This window comes from Streptomyces sp. NPDC006879, assembly GCF_042869595.1.
In the GTDB taxonomy this organism is placed as follows: domain Bacteria; phylum Actinomycetota; class Actinomycetes; order Streptomycetales; family Streptomycetaceae; genus Streptomyces.
The window spans coordinates 126525-147698 of the sequence record NZ_JBIAGC010000008.1; the positions used below are offsets into that span (position 1 = coordinate 126525).

The 21174-nt window shown below is 70.5% G+C and carries 21 protein-coding genes; 12 read left to right on the forward strand and 9 right to left on the reverse strand.

What is annotated here, in order from left to right; all coding sequences use genetic code 11:
* Window positions 1-24 precede the first annotated feature (24 nt).
* From ACFYMC_RS09295 to ACFYMC_RS09310, 4 genes are all read left to right on the forward strand, one after another.
* Window positions 25-726, forward strand: a complete 702-nt coding sequence (locus tag ACFYMC_RS09295) for a DUF1365 domain-containing protein (protein WP_388521219.1) — start codon at window positions 25-27, stop codon at window positions 724-726.
* Window positions 723-1976 carry a class I SAM-dependent methyltransferase gene (locus ACFYMC_RS09300; protein ID WP_388521225.1) on the forward strand — a complete coding sequence of 418 codons (1254 nt, stop codon included), beginning with the start codon at window positions 723-725 and terminating at the stop codon, window positions 1974-1976. The genes ACFYMC_RS09295 and ACFYMC_RS09300 overlap by 4 nt, the downstream gene beginning before the upstream one ends.
* Complete coding sequence (locus ACFYMC_RS09305; protein WP_388521228.1) at window positions 1973-3262, forward strand: class I SAM-dependent methyltransferase; 1290 nt, start codon at window positions 1973-1975, stop codon at window positions 3260-3262. The genes ACFYMC_RS09300 and ACFYMC_RS09305 overlap by 4 nt, the downstream gene beginning before the upstream one ends.
* 154 nt (window positions 3263-3416) lie before the next feature.
* A complete protein-coding gene (locus tag ACFYMC_RS09310; RefSeq protein WP_388521394.1) occupies window positions 3417-4094 on the forward strand; it encodes an alpha/beta fold hydrolase in 678 nt (225 codons plus the stop codon).
* Between the two features lie 34 nt (window positions 4095-4128).
* Here ACFYMC_RS09310 and ACFYMC_RS09315 read toward each other — a convergent pair whose 3' ends face one another.
* Window positions 4129-5322: an aromatic amino acid transaminase gene (locus ACFYMC_RS09315; RefSeq protein ID WP_388521231.1), complete on the reverse strand. Its 1194-nt coding sequence runs from the start codon at window positions 5320-5322 to the stop codon at window positions 4129-4131.
* Complete coding sequence (locus ACFYMC_RS09320; protein WP_388521234.1) at window positions 5315-6202, reverse strand: DMT family transporter; 888 nt, start codon at window positions 6200-6202, stop codon at window positions 5315-5317. Before ACFYMC_RS09320 ends, ACFYMC_RS09315 begins: the two co-directional genes overlap by 8 nt.
* A gap of 214 nt (window positions 6203-6416) precedes the next feature.
* Between ACFYMC_RS09320 and ACFYMC_RS09325 the strand changes: the two genes are divergently transcribed.
* Window positions 6417-6875 carry an Lrp/AsnC family transcriptional regulator gene (locus ACFYMC_RS09325; RefSeq protein WP_388521237.1) on the forward strand — a complete coding sequence of 153 codons (459 nt, stop codon included), beginning with the start codon at window positions 6417-6419 and terminating at the stop codon, window positions 6873-6875.
* A 73-nt stretch (window positions 6876-6948) separates the two neighbouring features.
* On the opposite strand, the gene ACFYMC_RS09330 is transcribed toward ACFYMC_RS09325, so the two are convergent.
* Complete coding sequence (locus tag ACFYMC_RS09330) at window positions 6949-7743, reverse strand: LysR family substrate-binding domain-containing protein (RefSeq protein ID WP_388521240.1); 795 nt, start codon at window positions 7741-7743, stop codon at window positions 6949-6951.
* Between the two features lie 58 nt (window positions 7744-7801).
* On the opposite strand from ACFYMC_RS09330, the gene ACFYMC_RS09335 reads away from it, so the two are divergent.
* Entirely contained in the window at window positions 7802-8206 is a 405-nt protein-coding gene (locus tag ACFYMC_RS09335) for a DUF5997 family protein (protein WP_388521243.1), read from the forward strand.
* A gap of 108 nt (window positions 8207-8314) precedes the next feature.
* On the opposite strand, the gene ACFYMC_RS09340 is transcribed toward ACFYMC_RS09335, so the two are convergent.
* Window positions 8315-8947, reverse strand: coding sequence for a cysteine hydrolase family protein (locus ACFYMC_RS09340; protein WP_388521245.1), 633 nt, complete (start codon window positions 8945-8947; stop codon window positions 8315-8317).
* Between the two features lie 71 nt (window positions 8948-9018).
* Here ACFYMC_RS09340 and ACFYMC_RS09345 point away from each other — a divergent pair, with 71 nt between their 5' ends.
* Entirely contained in the window at window positions 9019-9999 is a 981-nt protein-coding gene (locus tag ACFYMC_RS09345) for a GlxA family transcriptional regulator (RefSeq protein WP_388521248.1), read from the forward strand.
* A 98-nt stretch (window positions 10000-10097) separates the two neighbouring features.
* Here ACFYMC_RS09345 and zwf read toward each other — a convergent pair whose 3' ends face one another.
* The 3 genes from zwf to ACFYMC_RS09360 form a co-directional block, all read right to left on the reverse strand.
* A complete protein-coding gene (gene zwf, locus ACFYMC_RS09350; protein WP_388521250.1) occupies window positions 10098-11558 on the reverse strand; it encodes a glucose-6-phosphate dehydrogenase in 1461 nt (486 codons plus the stop codon).
* Window positions 11559-11561: 3 nt separating this feature from the next.
* A complete protein-coding gene (gnd, locus tag ACFYMC_RS09355; RefSeq protein WP_388521253.1) occupies window positions 11562-12593 on the reverse strand; it encodes a phosphogluconate dehydrogenase (NAD(+)-dependent, decarboxylating) in 1032 nt (343 codons plus the stop codon).
* Window positions 12594-13029: 436 nt separating this feature from the next.
* The gene (locus ACFYMC_RS09360) at window positions 13030-13881 is read right to left on the reverse strand and encodes a universal stress protein (RefSeq protein WP_388521255.1); all 852 of its coding nucleotides are present in this window, start codon (window positions 13879-13881) and stop codon (window positions 13030-13032) included.
* Window positions 13882-14449: 568 nt separating this feature from the next.
* On the opposite strand from ACFYMC_RS09360, the gene ACFYMC_RS09365 reads away from it, so the two are divergent.
* On the forward strand, window positions 14450-16132 hold the full coding sequence (locus ACFYMC_RS09365) for a GAF domain-containing protein (protein WP_388521397.1): 1683 nt from the start codon (window positions 14450-14452) through the stop codon (window positions 16130-16132).
* Between the two features lie 101 nt (window positions 16133-16233).
* Here the strand turns inward: ACFYMC_RS09365 and ACFYMC_RS09370 are convergent, their stop codons facing one another.
* Both ACFYMC_RS09370 and ACFYMC_RS09375 read right to left on the reverse strand, forming a co-directional pair.
* Complete coding sequence (locus tag ACFYMC_RS09370) at window positions 16234-16719, reverse strand: pyridoxamine 5'-phosphate oxidase family protein (protein WP_388521257.1); 486 nt, start codon at window positions 16717-16719, stop codon at window positions 16234-16236.
* Window positions 16720-16840: 121 nt separating this feature from the next.
* Entirely contained in the window at window positions 16841-17167 is a 327-nt protein-coding gene (locus tag ACFYMC_RS09375; RefSeq protein WP_388521260.1) for an STAS domain-containing protein, read from the reverse strand.
* 243 nt (window positions 17168-17410) lie between these two features.
* Between ACFYMC_RS09375 and ACFYMC_RS09380 the strand changes: the two genes are divergently transcribed.
* From ACFYMC_RS09380 to ACFYMC_RS09395, 4 genes are all read left to right on the forward strand, one after another.
* A complete protein-coding gene (locus tag ACFYMC_RS09380) occupies window positions 17411-18142 on the forward strand; it encodes a response regulator (protein ID WP_388521263.1) in 732 nt (243 codons plus the stop codon).
* Between the two features lie 463 nt (window positions 18143-18605).
* Window positions 18606-19064 carry a hypothetical protein gene (locus ACFYMC_RS09385; RefSeq protein WP_388521266.1) on the forward strand — a complete coding sequence of 153 codons (459 nt, stop codon included), beginning with the start codon at window positions 18606-18608 and terminating at the stop codon, window positions 19062-19064.
* Between the two features lie 272 nt (window positions 19065-19336).
* Window positions 19337-19906, forward strand: coding sequence for a class F sortase (locus tag ACFYMC_RS09390; RefSeq protein WP_388521269.1), 570 nt, complete (start codon window positions 19337-19339; stop codon window positions 19904-19906).
* Window positions 19907-20052: 146 nt separating this feature from the next.
* Complete coding sequence (locus tag ACFYMC_RS09395) at window positions 20053-20877, forward strand: inositol monophosphatase family protein (RefSeq protein WP_388521272.1); 825 nt, start codon at window positions 20053-20055, stop codon at window positions 20875-20877.
* The last annotated feature ends 297 nt before the right edge of the window (window positions 20878-21174 follow it).

Sequence of the window (21174 nt, forward strand, 5' to 3'; positions counted from 1 at the left end):
ACGCCGGCACTCTACGAGTGCGTGGTGGCCCACGCTCGTACCTCACCCGTCCGGCACTCCTTTCGCCACCGCACCTACCTCTGGTTCGTCGACCTCGACGCGCTCCCAGAGCAGCCCCGCCCGTTGAGGGCGCTGGCCCGCTTCGAGGTGGGGGACCACTTCGAAGCGGGCACCCCCACCTTCCGGGCCGGAATCGACGCCTACCTGCGGTCCCGAGGAGTGAAGTCGGCGGACGGACGGGTGCTGATGCTCACGCACGCCCGGGTGTTCGGCTATGTGTTCAACCCGTTGACCCTTTACTGGTGTCACGACCGCGCCGGCTCCCTGGTGTGCGTCGTGGCAGAAGTGCACAACACCTACGGACAACGACACCGCTATCTACTGAGACCCGACCGAGGTGACCGGGCTGAGATCGCGAAGGAGTTCTACGTCTCGCCGTTCTTCCCCGTCGACGGCCACTACACCATGCGGCTGCCGGAGCCCGCGGAGCGGCTGGAGATCACCGTGACGCTCGCCCTCGCCGGGGACCGGGTGTTCACCGCGGTGCTGAGGGGCCGGCGTCGCCCGGCCGACACCGTGGGGCTGCTGCGGATGGCCGCACGCCGCCCGTGGTCGACCGCCGCTGTCTGGGCGGGCATCCACCGCCACGGCATCCAACTGTTCCTGCGCGGGCTGCCCGTCCAGCCCAGGCCCGTTCACGTTCCCCAGGAAGGTATCGCCCCGTGACCCTCTCCCTGCCCCCGTCGGCCCCCTCCACCCCGGTGTCCGCCCGGACCTGGCCGGACGTCCTACGGCGGCCGACGGCTCCGTTCGGACACACGGCCGTCGCCAGGGCGCTCGTACGACGCGCCCTTCTTGGACTACCGGTCCGCTGCCGCTTCGGTTCCGAGCCGGCCTCCGGCAGCGGCCCCTCGCTGACCGTGCACGCCCCCGACGCCTTCTTCCGACGCATCGCCGCCCAGGGGCTCATCGGGTTCGGTGAGTCCCACATGGCGGGCGAGTGGGACAGTGACGACCTGCCCGCCTTGCTCACCGTCCTGGCCGCGCACATCGAAGACCTCGTGCCGGCGCCGCTGCGCCGACTGCGCGGAGCGTGGACCAGGAGACGGCCCGCGGCACAGCGCAACACCCGCTCCGGCGCACGGGAGAACATCCAACGACACTACGACCTGTCCAACGACCTGTTCGCGCTCTTCCTCGACGAGACCCTCACCTACTCCTCGGCCGTCTTCTGCGCCTTTCCCGCCCGCCAGGAATCGCTGGCAGCGGCCCAGCACCGGAAGATCGACAGGCTCCTCTCCCTGGCAGCCGTCGGGGCCGGGACCCGACTTCTGGAAATCGGCACCGGCTGGGGCGAGCTGGCCCTACGGGCCGCCGCCCGGGGCGCACGAGTGACCACCGTGACGCTCTCGGCCGAGCAGCAGGACCTGGCGCGGCAGCGGATCGCCGCCGCCGGACTGTCCGACCGGGTGGACGTGCAGCTGTGCGACTACCGGGACGTCCAGGGGCAGTACGAGGCGGTGGTCAGTGTCGAGATGGTGGAGGCGGTGGGAGCGGAGTACTGGCCCGACTACTTCGACTCGCTGCACAGGGCACTGGCCCCGGGCGGGCGCGTCGCCCTCCAGGCCATCACCATGGGCCACCAGGAGATGCTGCGCACCGCCGACACCCACACCTGGATCAGCAAGTACGTCTTTCCTGGCGGCCTGATCCCCTCCCGGGAGGCCATCGAGGAGCACACGGCCCGGGCGGGCCTGGCCATCGTCTCGGACCAGGGCTACGGCGACCACTACGCCGAAACCCTACGCCTGTGGCGAGAACGGTTCACCGCCCGCGGCCAGGACGTCGCCGACCTCGGTTTCGACGCCGTCTTCAGCCGGATGTGGGAGTTCTACCTGGCCTACTCCGAAGCGGGCTTCCGTGCCCGCTACCTCGACGTGAGGCAGATCGTGCTCCGGGAAGGGGCGGCCCGATGAGGCCCGTGGCAGACCGTCTGATCGAGCTCCTGGGGCTCTTCTTCACCGGCCCGGCCCCGGTCCGCGTCCGTGCTTGGGACGGCACCGAGGCCGGCCCGCAGGACGCCCCGCTGGTGGTGTTGCGCTCCCCGGACGCACTGCGCCGGTTGCTGTGGCAGCCGGGAGAACTAGGACTGGCCGAGGCCTACATCTGCGGGGACCTCAACGTGTCGGGCGATCTCGCCGAAGGGCTCGGCCGGGCCTGGCAAGCTGTACGCGATCAAGGGACCGCCCGCCCACACCCGGCCACCTGGGCCCGGGCCGGCGCCCTCGCGCTCGGGCTGGGAGCGGCAGGGATGCCCCCGCCCGTGCCGGACGCACCCCGGGCCCGGCTGCGCGGGCGGCTGCACTCGTCCGCCCGGGACCGGGCGGCCATCAGTCATCACTACGACCTGTCGAACGAGTTCTACGCTCTGCTGTTGGACCCGTCGATGGCCTACTCCTGCGGCTACTGGACCCGCCCCGAGGCGTCCGGCTACACACTGGCAGACGCCCAGCGGGACAAGCTGGAACTGATCTGCCGCAAGCTCGGGCTCCACCAGGGTTCCCGTGTCCTGGACGTCGGCTGTGGCTGGGGCTCGTTCGCGCTCTACGCCGCCCGGGAGTACAAGGCCCAGGTCACCGCGGTGACCCTGTCACGCGCTCAGCGGGACGCCGTGTTGGAACGCGTCGCGCAGGAAGGGTTGGGCGATCTCGTCGAGGTACAGCTGCGCCACTACCGGCACGTCGAGGGCGGCGGGTACGACGCCGCGTGTGCCATCGAGATGGGCGAACACGTCGGCGCCGGCGAGTACCCCGCCTTCGTCTCGCTGTTGCACGACGCCCTACGTCCGCGGGGGCGCCTTTTGGTCCAGCAGATGTCCCGGGGCTCCAAGGCGCCCGGTGGCGGCGCCTTCATCGAGACGTACATCGCCCCGGACATGCACATGAGGCCGGTGGGGCGCACCGTGGACCTCCTGGAGGACGGCGGACTCGAAGTGCGGTCGGTCGAGGCACTGCGCGAGCACTACGCACGGACCATCGACGCCTGGAGGGCCACCTTGGAAGAACGTTGGGAGGACTTCGAAGCCCTCGTCGGTGAGACCACCGCGCGGGTATGGCGCCTGTACCTCGCCGGAAGCTCCCTCGCGTTCCGCGAGGGCCGCATGGGGGTGGACCAGATCCTCGCCGTACGGCCCACCCGGGACGGGCACTGTGCCATGCCGCTCACGCCCGCGGCCTGGTACGCGCGGGAGTCGCGCTCGTGAGCACGCCCCCTGCCTCGCGGCGGCGGGGCGGCGGAATCCCCCGCTTCCTGCCCGATACGAAGGCCGTAGGGTGGCGCCGGTGAGCCAGCAGCAACCTCCCCCCGTCGAGCCGGCCCGCGCCACCGCCGGCGCGGGCGCCCTGTCGGTCGTCGGGATGCCGTCCGCTCCGAGCGCCGCGGTGCTGGTGCTGCACGGCGGACGGGCGGACGGCCTCGGGCCACCGACTCGGCTGAACCTGCCTCGGCAGCGCATGCGCCCCTTCGTCCGGGGGTTGCTGAAGGTCGCCCCCTCGAAGCTCCTGGTGGCGCAGGTTCGCTACCGCTGTCGTGGTTGGAACGGCGAACGGCAGGACCCGGTGGGCGACGTCCGGCAGGCGTTGGAGGAGCTACGTGCGGCCGTCGGCCCGCTGCCGGTGGTCCTGGTCGGTCATTCGATGGGGGGCCGTGCCGCGTTGCGTGCCGCCGCGGACCCGGCTGTCCGCGGCGTGCTGGGCCTGGCCCCCTGGTGCCCGCCGGGTGAACCCGTCGGGCACCTGGCGCGCACCACGGTGGTCCTGCTCCATGACGAGGCTGACCGCGTCACCGATGCACGGGGCACCTGGGAGTTCCTCGGGCGGGCCCGGGAGGCCGGAGCCCGGGTGACGGGTGTGGCCATGGACCGCGGTGGTCACGCGATGCTGCGCGACGCACGGGTCTGGCACCGGGTGGCCGTCGAAGCCACCACGGGGCTCCTGGGGCTTGCCGAACTGCCGGAGGAGATGTTCGTGGCTGCGGTACCGGTCCGTTGCCGGGCGGACGGAACGATCGCGGGGCCAGGCGCCCCGCGTCGATGAGCTCCGGCCCGCCGCGGCGGCGGCTGCCGCGGGCTCAGCGGGCCGGCGTTCCCAGCACCTCGGCGATTCCCCGGGCGAGGTAGCAAACGCGCGACTGCGGGATGCCCGCGATGTTGATGCGCCCCGCGGTGGTCCCGTAGATGGCGAACTGGTTGCGCAACTGGAGCATCTGCGTCGCCGTGAGCGGCAACATCGAGAACATGCCCTTCTGCTGCGAGAGCGCCTGTGCCTCTCCCTCCCAGCCCAGTGCGCGCAGTTGGCTGGTCAACTCCGTCCGGTTGGCGGTGATCCGAGCCCGCATGAGGTCCAGTTCCTCCCGCCACAGAGCGCTCAGCTCCGCGTCTTCGAGGACGGTGGTCACGATGGCGGCCCCGTGCTCGGGCGGCATCGAGTAGAGCGTGCGGGCGGCGTTCTGCAGCGCCGTCTCGGCGTGGCGCAGCGCGGGCCGGGACGCGCCGACCACGAGGGCGCAGCCGGTGCGGTCGGCGTACAGGCCGAAGTTCTTCGAACAGCTGACGGCGATCAGCACCTCGGGCACTCGCCGGGCGAGCAGTCGGGTGGCGAAGAGGTCCTCGTCGAGCCCGTCGCCGAGCCCGTGGTAGGCAAGGTCGACGAAGGGTATCCAGCCGTCTCGGACGGCGAGTTCGGCGAGCTTCTCCCAGGTCTGCCGGGTGGGGTCGACACCGGTGGGGTTGTGACAGCAGCCCTGGAGCAGTACGACGTCGTCACGACCGGCTCCCCGCAGGTCGTGCAACATCCCCGACTCGTCGAAGCGCCCTTCGGAGTCGACCCACGCGTACGTGCGCACCTTCAGTCCGGCCGCTTCCATGATGGGCCGGTGGTTGACGTAGGCGGGGTCGCTGATCCAGACGGTGGAGCCGGGACGGGTTCGGCAGATCAGGTCGGCGAGCAGGCGCAACGCTCCGCTGCCGGCGACGGTCTGGACGGCCACAGCCCGTTCGACGGTGGCCTGGGCGCCCAGGACCATCGAGAGCATGGCCCGGTTGAAGGCCGCGTTACCGGAGAGACCGCGGTACTCCTTGGACGCGGAGCGCTCCGCGAGGCGCATCTCCGCCTCGCGGACGGCCGCCATGACGGGAGTGGTGTCGGTGTGGTCGCGGTACACCCCGAGTACCAGGTTCAAGCGCTCGGGCCGCGCATCAGCCTCGAAGGCCTCGGCGAGGTCCCACAGGGGGTCGACGGGTGGCGGCAGGAGGAGCTCAAGCATCTGCGGGAACCTCGGTGGGGGAAGGGGTGCGGGGACGCCGGTTGGCGAGGACGACGCCGGCGGTGATCAGGGGAACGCCCAGCAGGACGGCGGGGGTGGGTGACTCGTCGAGCAGGGGGATGGCGAGCAGGACGACGGCGACCGGGCTCAGGCTTCCGAAGACGGAGCTGCGCTCCGCGCCCAACCTGCGGATGGCGAAGGCGTAGAGCAGGCCGGCGCACAGCCCCACACCGAGCCCCTGCACCACCAGGAACAGCGCGATGTCCCCGGCGGTCGCGGAGGCGAGACCGGTGGGCAGCATGCCCGTCAGGGCCAGCAGCGCCATGATCGCGAAGGAGGGCAGGCAGAGCAGTCCGATCGACCCGACGGGGTCGAGGTCCACCTCGCGCAGTCCCACGGTGTACAGGGCCCACAGCCCGCTGGCGACCAGCAGCGTACCGGCCCCGGCCAGTACGTCGGTGTCCAGTGGGACCACGTAGCGCCAGACGAGGGCGAGCACGCCTACCGCGATGAGCCCCAGTCCCACGCTCTGGACGCCCCTGGGCAGGCCGCGACCAGCCGCGACCATGAGAGCCGCGACGAACAGCGGAACCATCCCGGGGATCAGGGAGCCGACGAAGGCGGCGGAGGTGAGGGCGCCGCCGTGCATGGCCGCTAGGAAGAAGGGCACTCCGGCGCCGCAAATGATCTTCGCGGCAGCCGCCGGGCGCACAGCGGCGATCTTCCGGCGACGGCGCCACAGAGCGGGCGCGAGGACCAGCAGGGGCACTCCGAAGCGCAGGAGGGCGGCGTCGGCGGGCTTGAGGGAGGAGGCACTGAGCGCTCGGGCACTGAGCGCGAAGGCCGCCCAGATCGTCACGGTGACCAGGAGCGCCGCCATGCCTTGCGCCTGCGGGGAGAGCCGTGGGCGCCCGGCGCCCCGAAGCGTCGGTGGCGACGCTGTGGGCGCGGTGTTCATCGTGACCAAGGAAAGCCCTCCAGCTTTGAAGGCCGGAATCGGCCGATAAGCAACGCTAGGACTTTTCCCGAGGCAGCCGATTGCCAGTTCTGCCCTTGAGGGTTAGCTTGAGGGCAGAATCTGCCAAGGAGTGACCATGGACGCCGTCGATCTGCACATCATCCGGGAACTGCAGGCCGACGGGCGGCTCTCCAACCAGGACCTCGCCGACCGCGTCCGACTCTCCCCCTCCCCTTGCCTGCGTCGCGTACGCCGGCTGGAGGAGGCGGGTCTGATCAGCGGCTACACGGCGATGGTCGACCAGGTCGCCTTCGGACTACCCATCACGGTGTTCGTCCGGATACGACTGGAACGTCACACCGGGGAAGCGGTTCGGATCTTCGAAGAACACGTAGCGGTCATCGAACACATCCAGGACTGCTACCTGATGGCCGGCAGCAGCGACTACCTGCTCCGGGTCGTCATCGAGAGCCTTGAGGCGTACGAGGCCCTGGTGCGCCACCGCATCCACGCCATCCCCGGCATCGCATCGATCGAGTCGAGCTTCGCCTTCGGCAGCGTGAAACAGTCCCGGATCTACCCGCAGCCCACTTGAGGGGTCGGACGCCACCGCGCTGCGATCCAAACGGCGCACCACGGACGGCGGGACCCTCGCCGAGCCGGGAGTCTCAGGGGCGCCGGCGGGGCCTTGCGCCCTTGGCTCCCTTACCGCCCTTCGTGCCCTTCGTGCCCTTCGTGCCGCCAGCACCTTGACCGCGGGGCTTCTTCCCGGTCGCCTTACCGGCTGCCGCCTTGCGCTGCCCTCCGCCGCGCTGGGCGCGTTCGCGTTCCCTGGGCTGGGGCGCGGCCGGGGTGCGCCCCCGGGTGCTGTTGACGGTTCGGCCACGGACGATCCCGATGAAGTCCTCAACCATGTCGGTGGTGCGGTCCTCCGGCCAGGACAGCGCGACCCGTGACTGTGGGGCATCCGTGACCGGCCGGTAGGTCAGGTCCTTGCGGTGGTGCAGTCGCGCCAGCGACTGCGGGACCACCAGCAGCCCGACCCCCGCCGCCACCAGTTCGACGGCGTCCGCCGTGGTGGCCGGCCGTTCCGTCGCGGGCAGCCCCGGCGGGCGCTGCCAGCCGAGGGTGTCGTCGAGGGGGTGCAGGACGATCTCCTCGGCCAGGTCCTCGGCGCTGACTTCCTCGACGGCCGCCACGAGGTGGTCCTTCGGGACCACCACCACGGTCGTCTCCGTGTACAGCGGGATGGCGCTGAGGTCCGTCCGCTCGATCGGCAGCCGTACGAAACCCGCGTCCGCCACGCCGTCACGCAGCGCCTGGGGGGCCTCCCCAGGCGCCACCGCGACGAGGGTCAACGCGATGTCGGGCAGTCGCTCGTTCCAGATGCGCACCCACTTCGTCGGAGTCACGCCCGGAACGTAGGCGAGCCGGAACGCAGGGGATGCTTCGGAGCCTGTCACTACGCCAGGTTACCGGTCGTGGTCAGAGCCCTCGCACACGCTCGCTACTCTTGACGGCATGACGTCACACCCGAGCACCCAGACCATGAAGCCCGCCACGGCGGCGAAGAAGCTGGGTGTGTACCTCGAAGCCACCCCTGCCGAGTTCCAGGAGGGCGTGGTCTCGCGCAGTGAGCTGAACGCGCTCCAGACCTCCCCACCCGAGTGGCTGCTGGAACTGCGGCGCAACGGCCCGCACCCGCGGCCGGTGGTGGCGGCGAAGCTGGGCGTGTCCATCGCGGGTCTCGCCCGTGGTGGAGTCACCGAGGCGCTCACCACCGAGCAGATCGAAGCCCTGAAGAGCGAGTCTCCCCAGTGGCTGCTAAAGGAACGCGCCACCCAGGCCGAGGTACGCAAGGAAGCGGTGCGGATCAAGGAGCGCAACGCCGAACGGGCCGCTCGGCCCGACCAGACGCGCTCCTGATCCTCGCGTCCGCCTTCCCGGACGGCCGTGGCGCCCGGGCGCACCTGTGGTCGGATGGTCGTGGCCCCGGCCCGAAGGCCGGGGCACCCTCGAAGCGACCCGGTGGGCTCATGCCCCCACGGGCTGGTCGCTTGGCCCCGGGACCATGGCTGCCGCCTCAAGCACCGCCTCGGTCCGGACCACCTGGGCGAATCCGGCCCGGTGCAGGACCGCCGCGGTGACCCGGGCCAACTCCGCGGCCGGGATGGTGACCCCGTCCGGGCCCGCCATGTCGAAGGTGTGCATGGCGTCGATGGGGAAGAGCACGTCGTACCCGAGGTTGCCGGCCATCCGGGCCGTGGTCTCGTTGCAGACGTTGGTCATGATGCCTGCGATGACGACCTGTCGGGCACCCCGTTCCCGGAGCCAGGCGTGCAGGTCCGGAGTTCCGTAGAAGGCGCTGTTGACGGTCTTGGTGACGTGCAGTTCTACCGGTACCTGGGCGATCTGTGGCTTCAGCGCGTGTCCCGGCGTCCCCGGAGTCAGCGGTCCGCGAACGGAGTCGTGCTGGACGGTGACGATGGGCCTGCCGGTCGCCCGCCAGGCCTCGATCAGGGCGACCATGTGCCGTTCGGCATCGGGGTTGTCCCGCGGGCCCCAGTACTCCTGGTCCTCGAAGCCCTGCTGCACGTCGACCAGCAGAAGGACGGCGTCAAGGTCGAGGGGGGCGAGGGCTGCGCCTGGCGCGTTGGTGTGTGTCATGGCCTCATCCTGCGATGGCGAGGGCGGGGGCGGTGACCAGTGCGGGCGCCTGCGATCGATACATTCCCGCCATGAGCGCTCCGTCCTTCCGCACCATCGGTTGCCTGGTCTTCGACGGTGTACGCGCCTTCGACTACGCGGTGATCAGCGAGGTCTGGGCGGACCGCGGGGCCCTTGCCGACGCTCCGCCCTACGAGCTCAGGGTGTGCGGCCCGGGCTCCGCCCGGGTGCGCCTGAGCGGCGGGCTCGAACGCGTCCCGGACCACGCCCTGGAGGCCCTGCTCGACTGCGACCTGGTGCTCGTACCGGGCGTCGAGGACCCGTCGGCGCCGCGTGACCCCGCGGTCCTGGAGGTGCTCCGCCGGGTCCATGCCGCCGGGATCCCGCTCGCCTCACTGTGTGCGGGCGCCTTCGTCCTGGCAGAAGCCGGCCTGTTGGACGGCCGCAGGGCGACCACCCACTGGGCCCACACCGAGCAGCTCCAGGCCCGGTACCCGGCGGTGCGGGTGCGATCGGAGGTGCTGTTCACGGGGGACCGCGGGATCTGGACGTCGGCGGGGGTCGCCGCCGGCATCGACCTGTGCCTGCACCTGGTGCGCACCGCCGACGGTCAGCGAGCCGCCGCCGGTATCGCCCGCTCCATGGTCACCGCGCCCTTCCGAGCCGGTGGCCAGGCCCAGTTCATCCCCTCGCCGGTGCCGGAGGGAGTCGACTCCCAGGACGACCCCGTGGCGCGGGTCCGCCAGAGGGTGCTCTCGGGGCTCGACCTGCCGTGGACGGTGCGCCGGATGGCCGAGCTCGCGCTGATGTCGGAGCGGTCCTTCGCCCGCCGTTTCGTGGCCGCCACCGGCACCACTCCGTTGCGCTGGTTGATCGAACAGCGGGTCCTGGCCGCACAGCACCTGCTGGAGGAAACCGACCTGCCGGTAGACGAGATCGCCGTGCGGTGCGGGTTCGCCTCCGCGGTCTCCCTGCGCCCTCCCTTCGTCCGCCGCCTGGGTTCGGCGCCACGTGAGTACCGCAAGGACTTTCGGGAGCGCACGTCCACCTGAGGAGCCGCCCCCCGGGGCGGTGTGTCCCGGGCGGACCCGAGCAGGCGGCGCGTCGGTGCGCCTGCGCCCGGGGTCCGCCCTTTCCACAGCGGTGCGAATCAGTCTGCCTCGGGCAGGAACCAGCGGTAGGGAGCGATGAGTTCCTGGGCGGCCTGCGGCCCCCAGGAACCAACGGGGTACGGGAGCACCGGCGGCGGATCCTGCAACAGAGGGGTTGCGGCCTCCCACAGCCGCTCGATCCCGTCGGAGCGCGTGAAGAGGGACTGGTCGCCGAGCATGGCGTCCAGGATCAGTCGCTCGTAGCCCAGGAGCGCGTGCATGCTGTTGAAGGACTCGGCGTAGCTGAAGACCATCTCGGCCTGCGCGAGCCTCATCGAAGGGCCGGGGACCTTCGCAAGGAAGCGGGCGAGGATGCGACCAGGATCATCGAAGTCGATGACCAGTTCGTTGGTCCGGTTGTCGACGTGCTCCGGTGCGGCCATCGGGAACATCCGCAGCACCGGCTCCCGGAAGCCGAGCGTCACCACGTGCCGGCCCGCCCCCAACGCCTTGCCCGAGCGAAGGTAGAAGGGCACGCCGGCCCAGCGCCAGTTGTCGAGTTCGACACGCAGCGCCACGAAAGTCTCGGTGTCCGACTCGGGGTCGACCCCCGCCTCCTGCCGGTAGCCCTGGTACTGGCCGCGCACCACCTGCGCGGGATCCAGGGGCCTCATGGACTGGAAGACCTTCTCCTTCTCGTCCCTGAGAGCCTGAGCCCGCAGGGCGGTCGGCGGCTCCATCGCGACGAAGGCCATCAGTTGGAAGAGGTGGGTGACGATCATGTCCCGGAAGGTGCCCGTCCCTTCGAAGAACGCGGCGCGGCCCTCGATGCTGAGGTGTTCCGGGACGTCGATCTGCACATGACTGATGTGATCACGGTTCCAGACGGGCTCCAGCAGGCCGTTGGCGAAGCGGAGGGCGAGGATATTGTCCACCGACTCCTTACCGAGGAAGTGGTCGATGCGGAAGACGCGTGACTCGTCGAAGACGCTGTGGATGGTCTCGTTGAGGGATCGGGCCGAGGGGAGGTCCGTCCCGAAGGGCTTCTCCACGATCACCCGGCCGCCCTCGGCGAGTTTGCTCGTACCCAACAGCTCGATGACGGAGGCGAAGGCCGCCGGCGGTACCGCGAGGTGGAAGAGCCGTCGGGGACTACCGCCGATGGCGCGCTCCGCCGACTCCACCGCTTCCACCAACGGCTCGTAGGCATCGGGGTCAGCCGAACCGAAGGAAAGGCTCTCCTCGAACCGCTGCCACTGCGGGCCCTGCGCCTTGGACCGGCCGAAGGTGGACACGGCCTCCCGTGCGTGGCGCCGGAACTCCTCCTCAGTGAGAGCGGCTTGGGCGGGAGCGGACCCGATGATGCGGTACCGGGCCGGCAGCAGACCCGCTTTGGCGAGGTGGAAGAGCCCCGGTAGCAGTTTCCGCCGGGCCAGGTCCCCCGTTGCTCCGAAGAGGACGATCACATGCTCGTCCGGGGCGGGCCCGTGCGTGTCCGCCCGTTCGCCTTGGGCTGCCATGCCTCAGCCCGCCTTCTCGGCGTGACCGCCGAACTCCCCGCGCATTGCGGACAGTACCTTCGCAGTGAACTCACCCAGGTCACGGGATTCGTAGCGCTGGGCCAGCGCTGCGCTGATGACGGGGGCGGGTACGCTCTCGTCGACCGCCGCCAGTACCGTCCAGCGCCCCTCCCCCGAGTCCGAGACCCGGCCGGTGAACTCCGCGAGTTCCGGGGAGCGCGCCAGCGCGTCGGCCACCAGGTCCACCAGCCAGGAGCCGACGACCGATCCCCGCCTCCACACTTCGGCCACTTCGGCGACGTCGATCTCGTACTGGTAGGCCTCCGGCTCGCGCAGCGGGGCGGTCTCGGCATCGGCGGTTCGGCTCCGCAGGCCGGCATCGGCGTGCCGGATGATGCTCAGGCCCTCGGCGATGGCGGCCATCATCCCGTACTCCACACCGTTGTGGACCATCTTCACGAAGTGCCCCGCTCCACTGGGACCGCAGTGCAGATAGCCGTCGGGAGCGGTGCCGTCGGTGCGGACCCTGCCCGGTGTGGCCTGTGCGTCTCCGGCTCCGGGGGCGATGGTCCGAAAGATCGGATCGAGTCGTGTCACCGGCGCCGCCTCACCGCCGATCATCAGGCAGTAGCCGCGCTCAAGGCCCCACACGCCGCCGGACGTTCCGCAGTCCACGTAGTGGATGCCACGGGGCATGAGCTGCTCGGAGCGGGCCATGTCGTCCCGGTAGTAGGAGTTGCCGCCGTCGATCACGGTGTCGTCTGCCTCCAACCGTCCCTTGAGCTCGTCGACGGCCGGCTGCACCACTGCCGCGGGCAGCATCAGCCAGATGTTGCGCGGCTTTTCCAGCTTTGCGACGAGGTCCTCAAGGGAGTCCGCTGCGGTGGCTCCCTCCTCCCGGAGCGCTTGCACCGCGCCCTCGTCGAGGTCGTAGACGACACAGCGGTGGCCGTCGCGCATCAGCCGGCGCACGAGGTTCGCGCCCATCCGGCCGAGCCCGATCATGCCGAGCTGCATGGGTGTGTCCGTGGTCATGGGCGCTCTCCCGGTCTCTCAAGACTTCCCGCCGCCACTCGCCGACCCGATCTGGGGCGACCCCACAGCGGGAGCCTCACCGGCCCTCCCGCGGCCCCGCCCCGTCTCGGCGTGCACGCCCGCCCCCGGTGGGCGCCGGGGAGGGCTGTCGCCACCGGCGGGCTTCGCGGCCCTCCGGGGGCGAGCTTCGCTCGGCGGTCGGCTGCGGACCGCCTACCGGCGGCGCCGTCCACGCCTCGGGGCGCAGGGCACGGTCTGGCGGTCGGGCATGGGCGCGATCCGATCTCGACGATCTGCTGGTATCACCAGTACACGCCCCATCGACCCGGGCCGCACCCGGACACTTGTGACCAGGTCAGCAGTGGTGTGCGAGGGAGAGTCCGGGGGCCGTCGGTCGCGCACCGAGGGGCGGGGCCGCAGGGGCCCCGCCCCTCGGTCAGGCATGCGGTACGACGACGACGGGGCAGGGGGCGTGGTGGATCACCGCATGGGTCACGGAGCCGATGTGCGGTCCCAGGGTCGCGGACCGGCTGCGACGCCCGACGACCACGGTTCCCGCTCCGGCGGCAGCCTCCACCAGATGGCGCCCGGCCCGACCGGCCAACGCCTGTTCCTCCACCTGCACGTGCGGGAACCTGTCGCGATAGGGGCGCACCACCGTCGAGAGCGCGTCCCTGCCCTGCTCGGCTTCCCGTTCGTCGTCGCCACCCGATGCCTCGCGGTGCAGGGCGGGCAGGTACCAGGTGTGCACGATCCGCAGCGGCGCCCGGCGACGGGCAGCGAAGTCGAACGCGAAGTCCAGGAGTTCGTCAGCGAAGTGGCGCACGTCCAGTCCCAGCACCACACGTCCCTCGGGCCGGCCCGCCGCCGCCCCCGTGCGCACCAGGGCCACCGGACCGGTGGCCTGGGCCACCACCTCCTGACCGACCGAGCCCACGAGGAAGCCGGTGCCACCGCTGAGTCCCTGGGAGCCCACGACCAGCAGCTCCGCTTCGGCTGCGGCGCCCAGAAGGACGGTGGTGGGCGCGTCCTCGACCTCCTCGCGGGTGGTCGTGACTTCGGGCCGACGTGCACGGACTCGCTCGGCCATCGAGTCGAGCAGGCCCTGGGCCAGGGTGTTGCGCTCCTCGCGGGTGGGTTGGACGGCCACGATGCCGTGCGCCTGCCACAGGGAGGCATTGACCAGCCGCAGTTCGACCTGGCGCAGCGCTGCCTCGTCCGCGGCCCAGTCCACCGCCCCCGAGCTCTCGTCGGAGCCGTCGACTCCCACCGCGATGTGTCCCGCCATGGCGCATCTCCTCGTTTCGTGGGTCTTGCGATCGAAGCCGCTGCTGCGTGCGCAAGAGTCCATTCATGGGCGAAATGCATTCTTCACAATGAACCATTTCATTTGGAACATTACGGAGGGTGCGGCGCGCGCCCGGTCGGGGCTGACCCGGATGAGCCTGGTGCCAGCCCACTCGGTGGACCGCCGCAGGACACGGAGAGGTGGCCTGGCGACCAGAGGTGTCCGAGCATGGTCGCCCGGTCCACACGGCTGGTGGGGGCGCGGCGTAAGATGGCCGCCGCCCTTGAGGCCGCTCACGAGGCCGGACTCGGCGGCCGTTGGTAGGTGGGACACCAGCAGGTGCACGTCTTCGCCCTCGCCGTCGAAAGCGAACACTCGGCGTCGAAGTCCTCGCACGTCTTTGCCGTGATCGCCGCGTACACGGTGCGGAAGCTGGATGTATCCCGCCGTCGTGGGGGGCGAGTTGTCACCGGAAGCGCACAGTGCCGATACGCTTCGGTACGCAGGGTGAAGCACGGTGGAGGGGCTGGTAGGCGTGGCGGAGTCGGGGCTGTCGCAGGTACCTCGAATGCGGCTGGACGAGCTGCTGGACGAGTTGCAGACGCGGATCGACGCCGTGCGCGGCACTCGGGACCGCGTCCACAGCCTGCTGGAGGCCGTGGTCTCCGTCGGGCGCGAGCTGGACCTGTCCCAGGTGCTCAGGCGCATCGTCGAAGCGGCGGCTCTCCTCGTCGACGCGGAGTACGGCGCTCTGGGTGTGATCGGTCCGGACGGCCGCACGCTGTCCCAGTTCCTGACGGTCGGCCTGACCGACGAGGAGATCGCGGAGATCGGCCCCCTCCCCGCGGGCCACGGGCTACTCGGTGAGGTCATCCGCCACCCCGAACCACTGCGGCTCACCGATCTGGGCACGCATTCCTCCTCGTACGGCTTCCCCGCCCACCATCCGCCGATGCGCACCTTCCTGGGCGTGCCCATCCGAGTGCGCGACGAGGTTTTCGGCAACCTCTACCTCACGGACAAGCACGGCGGGTTCGACTTCGACATCGAGGACGAGGCGGTGATCAGCATGCTCTCGGTCGCCGCCGGGGTAGCGATCGACAACGCCCGCCTCTACGAAAGTTCCCAACGTCAGCAGCGCTGGCTGTCGGCGAACGCCGAAATCACCAACAGCCTGCTCTCCGGAAGTCCGCGACCGGCCGTACTGGAGCTCATCGCCCGCCGGGCACAGGAGATCACCGGCGCCGCCCTCGCCGACATCGCCATGCCGCTGCCGGGTACCGACGATCTGGTGGTCGAGCTCGCGGTGGGCGCCGACAGCGACGACCGGCGCGGCATGGTCCTGCCGATGGCCGGCACACTGGCCGGCGCCGCCCACCAGGCGGGCAGCCCGGCCGTGTCCTCCAGCTTGGCCACCGACGACCGCTATGCGGGCGATCCCCAGGCCTCGGCCTCCCTCGGGCCGGCGGTGGCGGTCTCACTGGGTACCCGGGCCGGCGAACACCGGGGAGTGCTGCTGCTGGCGCGCGCTACGACCGAGCCGGTCTTCACCGAAGGCGAGCTGGAGCCGCTCATCGCCTTCGCCGGCCAGGCGGCGCTCGCCCTGGAGCTGGCCGAGCGCCGACGTGACGCCGAGCAGATCGCTCTCCTCGAAGACCGCGACCGCATCGCCCGCGACCTCCACGACCTGGCCATCCAGCGGCTGTTCGCCACCGGCATGACGCTCCAGAGCGCTGCTCGCCTGGTCACTCACGAAGGGGCGGCCGAACGGGTGACGCGCGCCGTCGAGGACCTGGACGAGACCATCAAGATCATCAGGTCCACCATTTTCGGCCTCCGCGCCAGCGACCGTGCGGGCGACCCCGGACTGCGCGCCCGGGCCGCCCGCACGGTCGGCGAGGCGAGCACCGCGCTCGGTCACGCCCCGCAGCTGAGCATGGAGGGGCTGCTCGACACCGATGTACCGGCCCATGTGGCCGACCACGTCATGGCTGCCCTCGGTGAGCTGCTCAGCAACGCGGCCCGGCACGCCCACGCGACCCGAGTCCGAGTCGCCCTGCGGGCCACCGCCGAGGAGGTGGTCCTCACGGTGGAGGACAACGGCAGGGGGGTCCCCGCCCAAGGACGACGCAGCGGCCTCCGGAACCTGGACGCGCGAGCCCGTAGCCTCGGCGGCAGCTTCGCGATCCAGTGCCCCGCGGAGGGGGGCAGTCACCTGGTGTGGCGGGCGCCGCTCACCTCGAAGGACTGAGGGCTCGGCGTCCAGCGGCCATTGCCCAAGGCGCCGTGCCGGGCGGACCGCGCCGACCGCGGGCGCTGCCCCTTCCGAGGCGGACGGGCGCACCCCGCACGTCAAGCACTACGCGCTCGGTAGGCTTCCGATTCGGCGCTGAGCCAGAACCCGCTGACCAGGTCGGGGCGGATCCGCAGCGTCCCCGGGGTGAGGTGCGCCCCCCAGCACCGCGGCTGCCCGTGGTACCGGTCCGTCAGGTGCGGGCCCTCCTCGATCTGCTCGGCGAAGCCGGTGACGACCACGCTCCAGCCGAGATGGCTCACCGGATCAATGGCGTCCGCCTGGTAGGCGACGACGACACCGGGCACTTCCGCCGGGGCCGTCAGCGAGGTGAGGATACCGGCGTCCTGGATGGGCACGATGATGTCTTCCCCGTCAAGGAGATGGCTGACGGGACGGACGGCGGGCAAGGCCCGTTCGGTGAACACGATGCGCCCGAGCGACACCGTCCCAAGGAGCCGCAACGCCTCCGCTCGGTCCAACTGCCGCATCCGGCGTGGGGCCGCCGCCTGCCGCTCCCGCGACCACTCAGCCCTGCCGTCCATCGATTGCACCCCTTGCTTGGGCTCCTGAGGCCGGTCGGCGAACCGGCTCCCTTCAGTGTCCCGACCACGTGGGTGCTGCGGCAGGGCCGGATGGACCCCATCGCCCGCGCCTAGCCGACGCTCAGGCGTAGGTGCAGGACAGCACACGATCGGCGCCGAGCATGCGCAGGGCCCGGGCGGTACGGGCGGGGACACGGATCAGCCGCAGCACGATGCTCGCGGCGAGGCACCTTCGGTGCAACTGCAAGAAGAAGTCGACGCCCGAGCTGTCGCAGAAGGTCAGTCCCGACAGGTCCAGGAAGATCTCCTGTCCACCTGCGCCGATCAGACCTGCCAGCTCCTTTTCGACCTTGGTGGTCGTGTGTATGTCGAGTTCGCCGACGATGGCCACGCCCAGGAGCAACTGGGTGCACACGGTGGGTTCCACAGCGATCAGGGCCGTGCTCATGGCAACTCCTTGCAGATGTGGACCTCGGCGGTACCGCCGCGTCGTCCGCTTGACGGGGTCCAGTTCACCGCAAGCGGCGCTTCGGCGAAACGGACCGCAAGCCCTTGCCCTCGGCCCGAAGGTCCCTCTTTGCCGAGGGGCGCAAGAGGGCCATACGGCCCTGTCCTTTCGGCCCGGATACCGCGACCATGGCTCCGGGGTGTGTCCAGAGCGGATTCAGCCCCGTTGAAACGGAGTGATGTGATGACGGACAGCGGTGGCGGCACCGAGGCGAAAGGTCCCGTCCGCGTCTTTCTCCTGGACGACCACGAAGTGGTCAGACGGGGCGTGTACGACCTCCTGGACGCTGAGTCCGACCTCACCGTGGTCGGCGAGGCGGCCACCGCGGAACAGGCCCGGGTGCGCGTTCCCGCGCTGCGTCCGGACGTGGCCATCTTGGACGTCAGGCTGCAGGACGGCGACGGGGTGAGCCTCTGCCGGGAACTGCGTTCCCAGATGCCGCAGCTCGCCTGCCTGATCCTGACCTCCTTCGACGACGAGGAGGCCCTGCTGGACGCGATCATGGCTGGGGCCGCCGGCTACGTCCTCAAGCAGATCAGTGGAACGGACCTGGTCACCGCGGTGCGGACGGTGGCTTCCGGGCAGTCCATGCTGGACCCCGGGGCCACCACGCGCCTTATGGCCCGGCTGCGGGGTGAGGAGTCCAAGGCGGACCCCGAGCCCCAAGGTCTGCCCACTCTGACCGAACGGGAACGCGAGATCCTGCTCATGGTGAGCGAGGGACTGACCAACCGGCAGATCGGAGAGCGCCTGTTCCTGTCCGAGAAGACGGTGAAGAACGTGATCTCACGGCTGTTCACGAAGCTCGGCGTGGAGCGCCGGGTACAGGCCGCGGTCATCGCCAGCCAGCACCTCGGGGTGCCGGGCCAGCAGGAGTGGACGGTCAACCGGCCCGAAGCGGATCGCTCACGCTGAGGCATCGGGCCCCTGGCCGCCAGAAGCTCCAGGGGCCCGAACACCTCAGCGGCTTGACGCTGCGGACCCTGCTCGCCCCCCAACCGGGGGACGGCTGCACAGAGGGGCCACGGGGGAGGAGACCCCTCTGCACCTCCAGGGTGCCCGAGTCGCCGCCGCCCCACAGGGGCCATTGGTCCCTCCCCGGGGGACCGGTCCTCCCTTCCCGTACCGGGCGGCCCGCGGGGAGGCTCGATGCCCGGCCCGTACCCGTCCGACCGGTTGCGGGGCACAGCCGCCCGCTCCCGCGCCGCGCCCTCGGACACAGAGTCGAGCAAGGTCCGACACGCCGATGCAGGTCCATCGAATGCTCGGTGGAGATGCGCATCGCGATTCCTGGAGTGACGGTTGGTCACGTCGCCTCTGTGATTCGTCGGCCGACATCGTGTCGGCTGCCGCGGAGTGCGACGGAAGGAGCGTCTCCATGCGTTCTACTCGTCTCCTGCTGGCTGCTGCTGCCGCCACCGGCGCGCTGGCCCTCTGCTCCCCTGCCGCGATCGCCGTGGAGGTGGCTTCCGACGGGGACAGCCACTCCTCCAGCCGCGACCGCGAGGAGCACGACCGGGGATCCAAGGGCGATCACGACAAGCCGCACGGTGGGGTCCACACCGGCGGCGGAGCCCTCGCGATGACCGCGGACCGGGACGGCGAACACGGCCGGGGCCAGTCCGACCGGGGTGAACACGGCAAGTCGGACCACGAGGACCGCGACTCCTACGGATCCGGAAACTACGACAAGCCGCGAGGTGGCGTTCATACGGGCGGCGGCGCTCTGGCCAGTGGCAGCAGCCTCGCGGCCGGGTCGGTCCTGCTCTTCGGCGGACTCGGCACCATGGCGTACAAGGTGCGCCGCCGCACCGGGGCCGGTGCGGCGGCACTCTGACCGTAGCCGCACCGCCCGGTACGCCCTCGCCGCGGTCGGCTTCCCTTGACGGGATCGACCGCGGCGAGGTGTTTACCCCCGCAGGCCGGTCACCACACGTGCGTCACTTCCCGGATCAGCCGTTGCTCCCGTATGTGAAAGGCGTATGACTCATGGCCGTGCACCATCGGGGCGAAAGCCCCTCGCCTCGCACGTCCTTCGGCCGAACGCTGTTGTGGCCGACCGTCACAGCTGGCGTGGGTCTGTGTCTGGTGCTCAGCAGTCTCGGTGTCATGGGGACGCAGCAGCCGCCCTCTCCCGCGCCGACGCCCACCCCGGTGGCAGCACGGGCGCCACAGGCCTCGCCCTCGGCGGGCCCGGTGCTGCAGCGCTCCGTTCCCAAGCGGCTCAAGATCGCGGCCATCGCGGTGGACGCCCCGTTCGTCCCTCTCGCACTCGGCGTATCCGGCCAGTTGAACGCCCCGCCGTCGGAGGACTCCAATCTGGTCGGCTGGTTCGAGGGTGGCCCCACCCCCGGTGAGCTGGGCACTTCGATCATCGCTGGGCACTTGGACACCAAGCAGGGACCCGCGGTCTTCATGTACCTGTACGCGTTGAAGCCGGGCAGCAAGGTGGAGGTACAACGGACGGACGGCACCACCGCGACGTTCGCGGTCGATTCGGTGGAGACCTTCAGCAAGGAGGAGTTCCCCGACGAACGCGTCTACGCAGATGCGCCGAGCGCACAACTGCGCCTGATCACCTGTGGTGGCGACTACGACACGAAGGCCAAGGACTACAAGTCGAACACGGTGGTCTTCGCCCACCTCGTCTCATCATCCGACACCACGGCCCAGAAGTAGTCGACTTGAACTGACGCACCGTCAGTCATCTTGCGAAGCAGCTGGCTTCAGACGCCCCTATGCACCCTGGGTCCGACTGCGCTGGTCTTCGAAGACTCCGGCCCCTCAGCCCGTTCGACTGTCGCCGCCGTCGCTATGCTGACTTCGTGATCAACTCTCTGACGGGACTTGGCGATGTAGAAGTCGCCACGGCGGCGGCACGCGCCGGCGCGGACGTGGTGCGCGCCATGTACGGACAGCGGCACACCCGCATCAACAAGGGGGCAGGGGACTTCGCCACCCAGGCCGACGTGCGGGCGGAGGAGGCTATCCTCGATGTCATCCGCGCTGCTCGGCCCGGCGACCGCGTACGCGGCGAGGAAGGTGGGCAGCGTGGCGCCGCCGGGACCGGTCGCCAATGGTTGGTGGACCCCTTGTGCGGCACGCTGAACTACGCGGCCCAGAGCAGGTTGGTGGCGGTCAACGTGGCCCTGGTCGGGGCAGCCGCGGCAGTGGCCGACCCCTTCAGCGATGAAGTCTTCTTCACCGACGGCGAGATCGCACGGGTTCGACAGGGCCCCTCCGAGCGCCCGTTGGCTCCCACATCCGACAGCGGATTGGTGGACGTCAACCTCGACCCGCCATTCCCCAGTTCACCCGCGTTCCGGGCGGTGGAACTGCTGGCCCACCCAAGGTTCATCGAGCGGTTCCGCCCCCGGGTCCTGTCCACCACACTGGCGCTGGCCTGGGTCGCTGCGGGCAGGCGCGCCGCCTATGTCAGCGACGGCGGCGACTTGTCCAAGAGCGTGCACTTCGCCGCCGGCATCGCTCTGTGTCGAGCCGCGGGCTGCACGGTCACGGGGATTGACGGGGCGCCGCTCGGGCCGGCCGGCCGAGGACTCCTCGTGACCGCCGACGAGGAGGTCCACGCGCTACTGATGTCGATGATCAGCAGCCAGACCCCCGACCAAACCCGGCGGACTCTCCCCTGAGGGCAGTGGGACTGCCTGCCGACACCCCGTGGGCTCGGTCGCCCACCCTCACGATGAAGCATCCCGCGAGGAGTCCGCGGTCGCAAAGAGGGTTCCTCCCAGCAGTCCGCCGCTGACCGAGCCCGCGCCCTTGGCACCTCTGGCCGCAGCCGAACGGGACGGCGCCTCAACTGGACCACTGCAGCGCGGTCGGGCGCGGACCGGGGCCAGTCCACCATCACATGTGTCTTATGCCCGAACGATATGGGCCCGTTAGTCATGTCCACGCCCATACTCGGCGACGACCCACCCCTCTCC